General features: G+C 33.3%; 12 protein-coding genes and 1 pseudogene. 10 read left to right on the top strand and 3 right to left on the bottom strand.

Features of this window, described 5'->3' with window-relative positions; translation table 11 throughout:
• Positions 1 to 32: 32 nt before the first annotated feature.
• Positions 33 to 1,718: an alpha-keto acid decarboxylase family protein gene (locus COL05_RS26625; protein WP_098670773.1), complete on the bottom strand. Its 1,686-nt coding sequence runs from the start codon at positions 1,716 to 1,718 to the stop codon at positions 33 to 35.
• A 107-nt stretch (positions 1,719 to 1,825) separates the two neighbouring features.
• Here COL05_RS26625 and COL05_RS26620 point away from each other — a divergent pair, with 107 nt between their 5' ends.
• The 5 genes from COL05_RS26620 (at position 1,826) to spoIISB (ending at position 4,623) form a co-directional block, all read left to right on the top strand.
• Positions 1,826 to 2,311 carry a MarR family winged helix-turn-helix transcriptional regulator gene (locus tag COL05_RS26620; protein ID WP_098670772.1) on the top strand — a complete coding sequence of 162 codons (486 nt, stop codon included), beginning with the start codon at positions 1,826 to 1,828 and terminating at the stop codon, positions 2,309 to 2,311.
• Positions 2,312 to 2,474: 163 nt separating this feature from the next.
• Positions 2,475 to 3,212, top strand: a complete 738-nt coding sequence (gene gpmA, locus COL05_RS26615) for a 2,3-diphosphoglycerate-dependent phosphoglycerate mutase (protein ID WP_098670771.1) — start codon at positions 2,475 to 2,477, stop codon at positions 3,210 to 3,212.
• A gap of 188 nt (positions 3,213 to 3,400) precedes the next feature.
• Positions 3,401 to 4,138 (top strand): type II toxin-antitoxin system SpoIISA family toxin, encoded by a 738-nt coding sequence (locus COL05_RS26605; protein WP_142337678.1) that lies wholly within the window; start codon positions 3,401 to 3,403, stop codon positions 4,136 to 4,138.
• A gap of 107 nt (positions 4,139 to 4,245) precedes the next feature.
• The gene (locus COL05_RS26600) at positions 4,246 to 4,371 is read left to right on the top strand and encodes a hypothetical protein (RefSeq protein ID WP_000588712.1); all 126 of its coding nucleotides are present in this window, start codon (positions 4,246 to 4,248) and stop codon (positions 4,369 to 4,371) included.
• A 75-nt stretch (positions 4,372 to 4,446) separates the two neighbouring features.
• Entirely contained in the window at positions 4,447 to 4,623 is a 177-nt protein-coding gene (gene spoIISB / locus COL05_RS31555; RefSeq protein ID WP_000852590.1) for a stage II sporulation protein SB, read from the top strand.
• 18 nt (positions 4,624 to 4,641) lie between these two features.
• On the opposite strand, the gene COL05_RS26590 is transcribed toward spoIISB, so the two are convergent.
• Positions 4,642 to 5,031, bottom strand: coding sequence for a YxeA family protein (locus tag COL05_RS26590; protein ID WP_098670769.1), 390 nt, complete (start codon positions 5,029 to 5,031; stop codon positions 4,642 to 4,644).
• A 216-nt stretch (positions 5,032 to 5,247) separates the two neighbouring features.
• On the opposite strand from COL05_RS26590, the gene pepD reads away from it, so the two are divergent.
• Both pepD and COL05_RS26575 read left to right on the top strand, forming a co-directional pair.
• Positions 5,248 to 6,717: a beta-Ala-His dipeptidase gene (gene pepD, locus COL05_RS26585; protein WP_098670768.1), complete on the top strand. Its 1,470-nt coding sequence runs from the start codon at positions 5,248 to 5,250 to the stop codon at positions 6,715 to 6,717.
• A 279-nt stretch (positions 6,718 to 6,996) separates the two neighbouring features.
• Positions 6,997 to 8,383 (top strand): annotated as a pseudogene (locus COL05_RS26575) (RNA-guided endonuclease TnpB family protein).
• Positions 8,384 to 9,190: 807 nt separating this feature from the next.
• Here the strand turns inward: COL05_RS26575 and COL05_RS26565 are convergent.
• Positions 9,191 to 9,661: a DUF5065 family protein gene (locus tag COL05_RS26565; RefSeq protein ID WP_098670767.1), complete on the bottom strand. Its 471-nt coding sequence runs from the start codon at positions 9,659 to 9,661 to the stop codon at positions 9,191 to 9,193.
• A gap of 452 nt (positions 9,662 to 10,113) precedes the next feature.
• On the opposite strand from COL05_RS26565, the gene COL05_RS26560 reads away from it, so the two are divergent.
• The 3 genes from COL05_RS26560 to COL05_RS26550 all read left to right on the top strand — a co-directional run bounded on the left by COL05_RS26560 (position 10,114) and on the right by COL05_RS26550 (position 13,365).
• Complete coding sequence (locus tag COL05_RS26560) at positions 10,114 to 10,773, top strand: CatB-related O-acetyltransferase (protein WP_098670766.1); 660 nt, start codon at positions 10,114 to 10,116, stop codon at positions 10,771 to 10,773.
• Positions 10,774 to 11,143: 370 nt separating this feature from the next.
• Positions 11,144 to 12,457, top strand: a complete 1,314-nt coding sequence (locus COL05_RS26555; RefSeq protein WP_098670765.1) for a D-alanyl-D-alanine carboxypeptidase family protein — start codon at positions 11,144 to 11,146, stop codon at positions 12,455 to 12,457.
• Between the two features lie 314 nt (positions 12,458 to 12,771).
• The gene (locus COL05_RS26550; RefSeq protein WP_098670764.1) at positions 12,772 to 13,365 is read left to right on the top strand and encodes an SGNH/GDSL hydrolase family protein; all 594 of its coding nucleotides are present in this window, start codon (positions 12,772 to 12,774) and stop codon (positions 13,363 to 13,365) included.
• Positions 13,366 to 13,516: the final 151 nt, after the last annotated feature.

Raw genomic sequence — 13,516 nt, 5'->3', positions numbered from 1 at the left:
TAAAGTTTCACTTTATAGTTACTCTTTTCTTTTTAAAAATTTTGCTTGCCGAATCTTTCACCGAGTTTAGCTAACAATTCAGGCTGATCTCCTTGGCTCATTACAACTTCAATAAAGATAAGTTGATTCGTATTTAAAGTTATATTCGTTAAGACTTCTGATAACTCTATTTCATTTTCCACTTTCCATGTTAGACTTTTTTCTTCTGATCCAAATATGTTTGCAAGTTTCATGTAATCCCACATTTGTATGTCATTATACGGTTCGTTTTGGCCGTGAATTGCACGTTCAACAGTATATCCATTGTTATTAATCAAAAATATAATCGGTTTTAAATTTTGACGGAGTATAGTCGATAACTCTTGAACAGTTAATTGGAAAGAACCATCACCAATAATTAAAATGTTACGCCGCGATAAATTAGCAAGCTGTGTACCAAGTAGGGCAGGTAATGTATAACCAATTGATCCCCATAATGGTTGTGCTACATAAGTAGTGTTATTTGGTAAAGGGATAGCAGCACTACCGAAGAAAGGCGTTCCTTGCTCTGCAATTAAAACATCGTTTTCTTGTAAGAAATAGTATATTTGTTGCCAAAAACGTTTTTGTGTAACCATTTGTGCTTTTGGTTTGAACTCTTCTGTCATAGATAGGGATTCTGAAATAAATGGCTTAATTTCTAGTGTTTCTTCTTTGCGATATTCAATTAAATCACTTAACAGTTGTAAAACATCTTTCATTACAACGGGTCCATATTTTTTATCTATAATTTTCACAGTATAGGGATGGATTTCTATTACTTGCTCTTTCGTAAAGCCTTGTGTAAAGCCACCAGTAATAGTATCAGTTAATTTCACCCCAATACTAATAATACAGTCAGATTCATCAATTCTTTTTCGTAAGTATGGAGAACTAACGTCACCAGTATAAATTCCTATAAATTGAGGGTGTTTTTCAGGGAATATTCCTTTCCCCATACTTAATGTTGCGATAGGAAGCCCGGTTTTTTCTACGAACTGATGCAAATATTCTTCTGCATGAAAACGAGCCACTTCAAAATCAGCTAAAATAACAGGGTTTTTGGCACTGTTTATTTTTGAAGTCGCATGTAGAAGCATTTTATCCAGCGCATCTTTATTACTTACAACTGGTTTATGTAAAATGGGTTCCGTAGGTTTATTAATTGGTTTATTATACACATCAATCGGTAATTGAATATGAACAGGGCGTTTCTCACGCCAACATGCACGTAACACACGGTCAATTTCTTCAGCGGCATGCTCAGGTGTTAAATTTGTTTGTGCCACCGTGATTTCTCTATACATATTTGAAAAATGATCGAACTTTCCATCACCTAACGTATGATGAACGAGTGCTCCATTTTCCATTACTGTCGTTGGTGGTGTCCCCGTGATTTTTATAACAGGTACGTTTTCTGCGTATGAGCCAGCAACACCGTTAATGGCGCTTAATTCTCCCACACCGAAAGTAGTAATAAGAGCGGCGATTCCTTTTATACGAGCGTATCCATCAGCAGCATATGCCGCATTTAATTCATTACAATTACCAACCCACTCTAACTTTTCATGTGCTACTACATCATCTAAAAAAGCCAAATTATAATCACCAGGGACACCAAAAATATGCTCGATTCCTAATTCGCTTAGTCGGTCTAATAAATATGTACTTACAGTATATTGCGTTTCCAAATGAATCATCTCCTAATTGTGCAATGAATATTTCAATAGACGAAAGAAGTTCCAATGCGTTCATTAAAATATTGATTACTGGATTGTGGTATAATTTACATACAGGGGGAAAGTAGATGACACAACATAAAGAAGAACAGATGAATGAAGCATTAGCATTATTTTACTTTGCATATAAAACATTTACTGAAAAGCCAGATGAAATTATAAAAGAGTATGGCATACAACGAGTACATCACCGAATTTTATTTTTTATCGCACGCTTTCCGGGGATAAGTGTAAATGAGTTATTATCACTATTAGAAATAAGTAAACAAGCTCTTCATGGACCACTAAGACAACTTGTAGAAAAGGGTTTGATTGAGAGCAATGAGGCCACACATGACCGTCGTGTGAAACAGTTATCATTAACAGAAACAGGTACCCAATTAGAGAAAAAATTGAGTGATGTACAAAGACAACAAATGGGTACTATTTTTTCAAAATTTGGTGAATCGTGTGAAGAAAATTGGCATCAAGTTATGAATGAAATGGCAAATAGCCGATCAGGTTTTGATGCATGGATGTCGAAACGAGAAGTTGCAATCGATCAAACAAAATAAGAAATATATCTGTTTTATAGTTTGAAAAAGAACAAATTTTATCCATACATTTGGCAACTATGGTTTGATCATAGAGTGAATGGATAAAAAGATACATTACTAGATACTTTATACGTGTACGCAATAGAACAATAAAATTCACATTTCCGAGAGGGGAATTATTATGATAAAACTTGTACTTATTCGTCATGGACAAAGTTTATGGAATCTTGAAAATCGCTTTACAGGATGGACAGATGTAGATTTATCAGAGAATGGATTAAGTGAAGCGAGAGAAGCAGGAGCGATATTAAAGAAAAATGGCTATACTTTTGATGTCGCTTATACCTCTGTATTAAAAAGAGCAATCCGGACGTTATGGATTGTACTTCATGAGATGGATCTTGCCTGGGTCCCAGTACATAAATCTTGGAAGCTAAATGAAAGACATTACGGTGCATTGCAAGGGTTAAATAAAGATGAAACAGCGAAAAAATATGGTGAGGAGCAAGTTCATATTTGGAGAAGAAGTATTGATGTAAGACCACCTGCTCTTACTGAAGATGATCCTAGATATGAAATGAATGATCCAAAATATAAAGCACTTAAAAAAGGTGAGTTTCCATTGACTGAATGTTTAGTGGATACGGAGAAAAGAGTACTTAATTATTGGCATTCAGAAATTGCGCCATCATTAAAAAGTGGTGAAAAGGTGATAATTTCATCGCACGGTAATACAATACGTTCGCTAGTGAAATACTTAGATAACCTTTCAAGTGATGGTGTTGTTTCATTAAATATTCCAACGAGTATACCACTCGTGTATGAATTAGACGATAATTTACGACCAATTCGTCATTATTACTTAAGTATGGACGGAGAAGTACCAGAAGGGGAAATTCCGAAACATATTTCTTTTTAACATGAAAATTTGAAACGTATGCTTGTCTACATATACAATGTAGATTCAGGATAAAAGACGTGGTACCTTCTAATGTATATGCGATATTGCTAAATTTAGAAGCTTGTCCACGTCTTTTGTCATAAAGAGAGCTGCTTGTGCATGTAATGATATCGTGAGTAGTTTTTGAATGGAGGGTGATGTCATTGGTGATCTCTAACATTCGAATCGGCCTATTTATTTTAGCAATTGTTTTTCTAGTACTTATTTTCTTTTGCTGGAGAAATGAAGAGTTGTACGAAGAGAAGAAGCAACGAATTAGAAAGACTTGGTATGGGTTGTTTATAGTATCAGTCACCGTGTATTTCATGATAAAAGGAATTGATTTAACCCTCTGGAAAAATCTTTTAATGTTCACTGCAATGGTTATTTTCGTTGATATTGCATTTATTTTAACACCAAATATTTCAGAAATATGGGGAGCGAAATTTAGCGATATCGGCAAGACTGTTCAATCGATAAAACGGTCATTAATTGCTTCTAAAGCAAGAGGAGAAATATACACAACAATTATTCAAAATGTCAATCCGGCAGTATTCGGTACGATGGAATGGCATACGGAAGAAGAATATACAAAAAGCTTAAACGCATTTTTAGATTCGTATGGGGAAAAGATTAGGGCAAAAATTGTTGTATTTGAAGCGGCAAAGGAATTAAATACAAACTTTCGCGGTATCCGCTCACAATTTAGTATTATCGTTCCGTTTGAACACATTGAGCAATTGAATGAGCAGAAAGCGGTGCAAGTAGAAAATGTCGGAATTATACCAGCAAAAATAGTGAGTGATGTTTTCATTGTTATTGATGGAAAGAAAAATAATCTGCAAGATCGGGATTTTGAAAATGTATATAATTTAACAATACATCATAGTTATTTTAGTAAGTAGGACAGAACTTTCTGTCCTACTCTTTTATACATAAATTCGGAATAAATCGGGAAAAGTTGAATAAAATCGGACAATCATCCCTACACTAGCACGTAGAGGTGATTGTAGTGATAAAAGATTATGACAATGATTTTTTTAAAGAAGATAATGAAGATACAACAGATTTCTCGTTAATAAAAGGAGATACATTACAGCAAGTAGAAGAATTAGAAGAAGAATTAAAAAGAAAATGATACTTGTACATGCTGCGTACATTTACGATATAATATAAATAGAAGGTTGTATCTTTTTGAAAAGGGGGAGAAGAGATGGCTGAAGTAAATATACAAAAGTCTTCATTTTTTAAAGAAAAAAAAGAAGAACCAAATACAGATTTCTCTCTTGTGAAAGGTGCGTTAACGGAAAATATAAATCGTTTAGAGAAATTAATGAATAATAGCAGTTCAAAATATATACGAGTGAAAAAAACAAAAGAAAATGCATAGAGCATTTTCTTTTGTTTTTTATTTAGCATTTAACTTTTCTTTGACTTTTGCAGGTAAATCAGCTTCCTGAACTTCTTCATAGGACTTCACTTCAATTGATGATATTTCATTTTTGCTCTTATCATCTTGATCTACATAAAGACATAAAAATGCATTTTCATTTAATTTATGTTCGTTTGATGCTTTCTTACTTCTAAATGTAATTTGTTTTTTTACTCCGTCTTCGTCATAAGCAGGCAGTGTGTAATTTCTTAAGTTTTTACCTTCAACTTTTTCGATAGTTCCTTCGCCTTGTATCTGTACGTAATATACATCTTTACCAATTCGATTTAGTGATGCTCTTTCACATCCAATAGTAAAACTAGAAAATAATAAACATAGTGTAATAATCACTAAAAACCTTTTCATTTTCTTTATCTCCTTCAATTTGTTTCTTTACACAGTATACGGCTATTATGAAATGAGAAAAATCGATTTAGATTACAACACCCTTACAGTGTTGTAAGAGTGTTGTCCATAAAATGAACAATATATTAAAAAGTTAAAAGAAAGGTAAAATAACGAATCATGGTATAATGATAAAAGACTTACATATTATTTTGTCATTTTGAGAGGAGCTTAAAAATGTATTCTACTTTAGAACAATTAACAAAGCACCCTGTATTTTATCATTTTGCAGAAATTTCAAAGATTCCTAGAGGATCAGGTAATGAAAAGGAAATTAGTGATTATTTAGTTGGCTTTGCAAAAGAGCGTAACTTAGAAGTGATTCAAGATGAAGCATTAAATGTCATTATTAAAAAAGAAGCAACTGCTGGTTATGAAAATGTACCAGCTATTATCATTCAAGGTCATATGGATATGGTGTGTGAAAAAAATCAAGCAACCGTACATGATTTTGAAAAAGATCCAATTGAATTACGAATCATTGGGGACATGTTATATGCAAATCAAACGACTTTAGGCGCTGATAATGGTATTGCAGTGGCGTATGCGATGGCTTTATTAGATTCGAAAGATATTCCGCATCCAGCACTTGAAGTAGTTATTACTACTGAAGAAGAAACAACAATGGGCGGGGCTTTTGCTGTTGATGCAAATCACTTTGATGGTAAGATTTTTATAAATATTGATTCTGAAGAAGATCATAAATTACTTGTAAGTAGCGCAGGTGGTGCGAAAGCTGTTGAAACAATTCCAGTGATTTGGGATGAAGCGCCAGCGAATACGGATGCATACCGTCTATATGTTGGTGGTTTAAAAGGCGGACATTCTGGTATGGAAATTGATAAACAACGTGGTAATGCGAACAAAGTATTAGGACGAGTATTACGCGATTTATCAGCAAATATTCAATTTGATATAAGTGAAGTTCACGGCGGATTAAAAACAAATGCAATTCCGCGTGAAAGTGTAGCTACAGTTGTATTACGTACAGAAGATGTAGAGAAAGTAGAAGAAAAACTAGAATCTTGGACGAGAGTATTACAAGAAGAAATGCGTGCTGTTGATCCAGATGTTCACGTTACACTTACAAAATTGGATGAGAAAGTAGAAAAAGTATTTGCTAAAGAGACACAAAAGCAACTTATTTCATCATTATTCTTAAGTCCAAACGGCATTCAAAGTATGAGTATGGATATTAAAGGTCTTGTAGAAAGTTCAACAAATTTAGGCGTTATTGAAACGTTACAAAATGAAATTAAATTACGTAACGAAGTGAGAAGTTCTGTAAGTAGTTTAAAACAACATGTTGCAGATGAGATTAAATGTATCGCCGAGTTAGTTGGTGCAACATTTGAAATCGAGTCAGAGTATCCAGAATGGCCATACAATCCGAATTCACAAATTCGTAATTTGTTTGAAAAAGTGCATCAAGAAAAATACAATAAAGATGTTGAAATCTTTGCTGTACATGCAGGAATCGAATGTAGTGTATTCGTTCAAAAGATGCCTGAATTAGATGCAATTTCATTCGGTCCAGATATATTTAATGTTCACACTCCAGATGAACATATTAGTATTTCTTCTGTTGTGAATAACTGGGGCTTCTTCGTTGATGTAATGAAGAGAACGAAAGAATTAGCTAAATAATAGTAATGAAATGAAAAGTAGCCTATAAACTTCATAGGCTACTTTTTTGTATAGCGTTTTATCCTTTTCGGCAAGAAGACTCCATCTGATTTGTGTTACGGGTGAAACCCAACAATTCAGGTGGAGATGAATTGCCGTTAGAAGGTAGGCTGAACTCTTTTGTTTTTTTGTCTTACGATACAATCTGCCCTTAGATAAGGAGGAAATATCTCTTAAGATAACGAAATTGGATCATAATCATCATTTGGTTACTTGCACCAAAAGTAATGAATAAGTTGAATGAACTCTCTAAGAAAGGAGGTGAAAACAATGGCTAGAAAGAAAGCAGTGAAAGTATTACGTAAACAAAAGAAAAGAGAAAATATACAACGATTCACGCAGAAACAAAATATCGGGCGAACTTGTCTCTCGGCTAAAGAATTTCGCTTACTGCAACGCATGTCACATAGTTCAAAAGCATTGCGAAATGTTGGATTGTACACGATGAAACAAAGTTACTTTTACAATAACAAGATTGCTACTGTAAAAGAAGTAGATACTGCTATGCAAGCCGATATGAACTACTGGGGCATGCAATCAAACTCTGTTCAAGCCATTCGTAGAACCTTGTGTGCAGAAGTAAAGAGCTTTTTTAAAGCCTTGGAACATTGGAAGAAAAATCATGAGAAGTTCACAGGGCGCCCTAAGTTTCCTAATTATTCTCGTTCCACTGACAAACGAATCATTGAAATCTATCAAGTCCCAAAAGTTGATGATAACGGGTATTGGATGATTCCGATGAGTGTTGCGTTCAGGAAAAAATTCGGTTCCATTAAAATACGTATGCCAAAAAACTTAAGACATAAAAAAATCTCCTACATTGAGATTGTACCGAAGCAAAAAGGTCGGTTCTTTGAGGTGCATTATACATATGAGATGCACGTTTCTCATATGAAGAAACCATCCACGACTACGAGTAACGCTTTGAGTTGCGATTTAGGTGTAGATAGATTAGTAAGTTGCGCAACAAATACAGGTGATACCTTCTTAATTGATGGAAAAAAATTAAAATCCATTAACCAGTACTTCAACAAAATGATACGTAATCTCCAGCAGAAAAATATTGAAAACGGAATTTCAAAACGAGTTGTAACGAACAAAATGGCTGCACTTTGGCATAAGCGAGAACGACAAATAAATGGTTACATTTCACAAACTGTAGGTCTGTTGTTCAAAAAAGTGAAAGCATTTGGCATAGATTACGGTTGTAGTAGGATATAACGCTGGTTGGAAACAAAAATCTGATATGGGAAAAAAGAATAATCAACAATTTGTTCAAATCCCATTTCATAAACTGATCGCGGCAATTGAGAATAAATGCAAAAAAGAAGGCATCGGATTTTTAAAACAAGAAGAAAGATATACTTCTAAAGCTAGTTTTCTTGATAAAGATTCGGTTCCAGTTTGGACTAAGGATGATAGGACACACTATCGCTTTAGTGGCAAAAGAATGACTCGTGGTCTGTACCAAAGTAAAGCAGGAACATGTATCCATGCTGATATTAATGGTGCATTGAATACATTGCAAAAATCCAGGGTTGTACAATTGGATGGCAATCTCAAAGTGAAAACGCCGATTCTATTAGAAGTGCAAAAACGTAAGGCTGTTGCTTCGCGCATAGCTTAGTGGGTGCGTCAACCATCCATGTGTACTCGACTTGTCGGGGCTTGTAGCACACGCCAGATTCATCTGAGTGGTGGCTTCTTCTGCAAGGAAGAATTGCTCTTTTTCGAAAGGGTGGTGCAAGTGGGAAAACAATCATTCGTTGTCAGTACCAACCAAAAACTTACTTGGGGTGTTACCATAAGGTGGCATGGATGTTAGAGCGTCAAATTGTCTAGCAATAGACGAAAAGACCTAGCGTTCAAACTCAAGCCCCCACTGGAACATTTCATTTCAGTGGGGGTAGTTGACTAGAAATTCACTTTTACGTTAGTATTTAATTTTTGGTTTTATTTCTAGAGGAGATCGTACCAAAGACCGCTCCAGAAATTGCTCCGATTAAAGTCATAAAAATTGCACTCCATGCTGCAAATGACATTTTTACACCTCCAAATAATCAATTATCGTTTCTTAGTCTTTTGAATAGAAATGCTAATTGCAACAACTATTAAGAAAATAAGAGGAGACCAAGAATAGAAAGACATGTAATATTCTCCTTTTAGTATTAATTTAAGATATTTTTATAGATAAATTATCACATATTTAAAAAGTTAACGTATAGAATATGCAATATTGCATATTAGATTGTAGAACTTAATTAGGTGAAAACAGTTTTTGAATAAAAAATATAATTTATAAAGAAAGTAAGATTTTTTATATCTTAAAAAGGGCAATTAATCCAAAAGCTCCTCTATTATATAAGATAGAGGAGCTTTTAAAATGGTTTTTGTTCAATAAAAATAATATCCAATATTTTTTGATGAGATTTAATTATTTTGAGATTTTAAAACTGCCTCCATAATAATAATTTTCTCCAAGTTTCATAACAGCTACATATGTTCCAGGATTATAGGCCTTAGTAATAGGCGTTACAAATCTACCATAATTATGTTTCAAACCCGAGTCATAAATGGTTTTATATCTATGCAAGTTTATTTCATCATTTTCATTCCCACTCAATTGATATATTTTTACAATACCAGTATCTTTACCACCAGTATATATAGTAACATCGAATGTATCTCCATGTTTTAAGTCACCAACTGCTAACTCTTCTATAAAATCTGCATTATGATGTAATAAAAAATAGCTTTGCCAACGCCAATTATCTGAAAATCGTGATTCTTCTTGTGTAAGTTGCGATTCAGCAGACACAGGTGGGGGTGTACCAATTGTATTCGAAAATAAAAATCCTCCAACAGTCAATGCACCAATAATTGTGGATTGCCTTAAAAGTTTCATGTTCTAAACCTCCTATTTACTTAAGGATTCAGAAATCGTTTTGTGAAAAACTAGCTGTGAAATCTAATGGATGATAATATCTTCTATAACCATATTAACATTTATTGATTTATCAGACAAATTAAAATGTAATAAGATTATATCGGGGAAGTTATGGCTAATACAGGAAAGAAGTTAGATGTATAGTTAAGAAACCTTTATCATATGTAATTGGAATTTGTGAATTAAAACTCGATTGTTTTAATGTTTAAATTTCAATTCACACTTTAAGTTTTAGTACATCATTTTACAATTTGACTTATGTAATTTAACACGTTATGATTTTTTTATTATAACAGAAAGGCTTGAATATAATGATTCGTCGTTTAAGAAAGCTAAAAAATGTAGCAGTCGTATTAAGCTTCTAAGTGAATTACAAAGATCTACAATACTTAGAAGCGAGGAATAAAGGTATGAAGTATCCATTATATAATCATTGGTCAGAAACGAAGTATTTAAAAGATATAGTTACAAATCCACTTATTGAGGTAGGGGAGTACTCCTATTATTCAGGGTATTATGGTCACCAAAATTTTGAAGATGGCTGTGTAAGGTATTTATGGGGGGATGCTAAGTCACGAGCACTTTTCAATCCAATTGAACAGATGGGATGGCATCTTGATAAACTCATTATTGGGAATTATGTTTGTATTGCCAGTGGAGTAGTCATTTTAATGGGTGGTAATCATAATCATCACTCAGAATGGATTACAGTATATCCATTCGCTGAGCAAATTGAACATTCATATGAACCGAAGGGTGATACAGTCATTAAAAGTGATGCTTGGATTGGAATGAATGCTATAATAATGCCTGGCGTTACAATTGGTGAAGGTGCAATCGTTGCAGCAGGATCTGTCGTAAGTAAAGATGTTCCGCCGTATACAATAGTTGGTGGAAATCCTGCTAAGGAAATAAAGAAGCGGTTCACTGATACAGAAATGAATATGCTAATGGAAATGCGTTGGTTTGATTGGAATAGAGAATTAGTTGAGAAGGCAATGCCTATATTATCTAGCTCATCTATTGAACTATTATATGATTTTTATAAAAAGGAAGTAAAAAATAGATAGGTCTGTGAAAAAACTACATTCTATATAGGATGTAGTTTTTTATTATAAAAAATTAATAGTCTAGACTAAGGAAAATTCATCTCTATTATGAGTATAGCAAATAGCTGAATTAAATAATTTAAATCTTTGATAGGTAATAAATGAATGTTTAGCTGCCAGTTTGCCTCGATATTTAATCAAGACACATTTGTTTTATTTTTTTGTAAATATGGAACAAATGTATTACTTAGATTGTCTATTAAGTGTAATCCTAAAAAATATGAAAGTGGTCCTAATGTCTTATATTTAGAATTTGATAACGTTGTCTATTTTTTGAAGGATTATGTTAGAATAACGTTTTTTGAGTGCGAAGATATTGGAGGTAACGGAAGTGAAAGATGTGTTGTGCAAGAGATTTATTGTAATAATAACAGTGCTTACACTATTTAGTAGCATAGCTGTTATATCTGGAAGTGCATCAGCGGAAACAGTTTCTGCTATAGAAGTAGAAGCAGGATCAGCAATTTTAGTAGAAGCAAATTCCGGAAAGATTTTATATGAAAAAAATGCAGATGAATCATTAGCAATTGCTAGTATGACAAAGATGATGAGTGAATATTTAGTTCACGAAGCGGTGGAGAACAGAAAACTTAAATGGAATCAAAAAGTTAAAATCTCCGAATATGCATATAAGATTTCGCAAGATCGTTCCTTATCAAACGTTCCATTAGAAAATGGCGGTTCTTATACGGTCAAAGAGTTATATGAGGCAATGGTAATTTATTCTGCAAACGGTGCAACAATTGCTTTAGCTGAAGAAATTGCTGGAAAAGAAGTTAATTTCGTAAAAATGATGAACAATAAGTCAAAAGAGTTTGGAATGAAAAATTATAAATTTGTAAACTCAACAGGTTTAACAAACCATGATTTAAAAGGACATCACCCAGAAGGGACAACTACAGACGAGAAAAATAAAATGTCCGCAAGAGATTGTGCGATTTTAGCACAACGTCTTATTCAAGATTTTCCTGAAATGTTAGATACCGCAAAAATTCCCAAAAAAACATTCCAACAGGGTGGTAAGTATCCAATTGATATGACGAACTTTAACTGGATGTTAAAAGGTTTAATTAAGCAATACGAAGGTGTAGATGGATTAAAAACAGGAACTACCCCAGAAGCTGGTGATTGTTTCACTGGTACAGCAGAAAGAAACGGTATGCGTTTAATCTCTGTCGTGATAAAAACAAACTCTCATGCAGCACGTTTTGATGAAACGAAGAAATTATATGATTATGGATTTGCGAATTTTGAAATGAAGAAAGTTTATGGAAAAGATTCAGTAGTAAACGGGCATGAAACAGTGCGAGTAGCAAATGCAAAAGACAAAGATGTAGTTGTTCAAACGAAGCAAGCTGTTTCATTTCCAATACCAAAGAGCAACAAAGACGTATATAAAAAAGAATTTAAAGTATTGAATAAAGAACAAGAAGCGCCTATTAAAAAAGGTGTAACAATTAGTAAAATGATTATCTCGCCTAAAGATAGTAAAGATCCTGGGTTTTTATTAGGTAAATCATTACAAGTAAACCTTGTAACAAAGTCTGATATAGAACAAGCAAATTGGTTAACACGTTTTATGCGTAACATCGGATCTTTTTTTAGCGGTATGTGGGATAGTGCGTTTGATATAGTAAAAAGCTAATTTTATGTGGATAGCTTGGAATTGAAGAGGCATTAATTTTCGAATTTTTTCCGTCGGAACTCTTGGTATTGCTATTAAGCTAAAATAAATTTGTGTCTATATAATCAAAAAACGCTATTCTTTTTGTAGAAATATACAAAAAGAATGGCGTTTATTTTGATTTTTTAATTTAAAGTATCCTGGTACAAGGATAGTTTAATAAAGTTACAAAGGATGAAATGAGATTCATTATTCAATTAAATTACAATGAAAATAGATATACGCTGTGAACTATTATATAGTTTAGATATGAATAACAAAAAGGGGGAGTACATATGTGGAAGCGATTTGTAGCGATTGGTGATAGTTTTACCGAGGGCATAGGAGATGAAGTTGAGGGAATTGCATTAAAAAGCTGGGTAGATCATTTTGTTCAACTGTGTGTAAACGATATAGAATATGCTAATTTTGCAAAGCGTGGGTTAGTAACTAAAGAAATTCGCTCGCAGCAATTGGAAAAAGCATTAACGTTTAATTCAGATTTGGTAAGTCTAATCGCAGGTGCAAACGATGTATTAAAAGGACGTTGGAATCATCAAGAATATAAGAACGATATGGAATTTATGATAGATACATTAAGTAAAACAGGCGCTGATATTATTATAGGAAACCTTCCAGATTTTACAGTTAGGCTTCCTTTATCATCTAAAAAAAAGCAAGTAGTAAAAGAACAATTATTAGAGGCAAACGAAGTTATACGTTCACTGAGTAAAGAGTATAAGCTTCATCATGTTGACTTTTGGAATCATCATTTAGTTAATGATGATACGGTTTGGTCTAAGGATTTAATTCATCCAAACTCAAAAGGATATGTGAAAGTTGCTGAATTAATTCATAGTAGTTTACCTGTACATGACTCTTCTAAATAAGCTTTAGAGTGAACGAATCCCCAGTCGCATACAGCATATGGGTTTCGATGCGGAAAAGAAGATATACAGCGTTTATAAATTAAACTTTAAGTAATTCTTTTTTATTGTATACACTTTGTTATTTTTTGTTGAAGAGGTTGTCCCAAAAGGT

This window comes from Bacillus sp. AFS059628, from assembly GCF_002571225.1.
Taxonomy (GTDB): Bacteria; Bacillota; Bacilli; order Bacillales; family Bacillaceae_G; genus Bacillus_A.
Note: the sequence above shows the minus strand (reverse complement) of the source record. Positions and strands in the feature narration are given on the sequence as shown.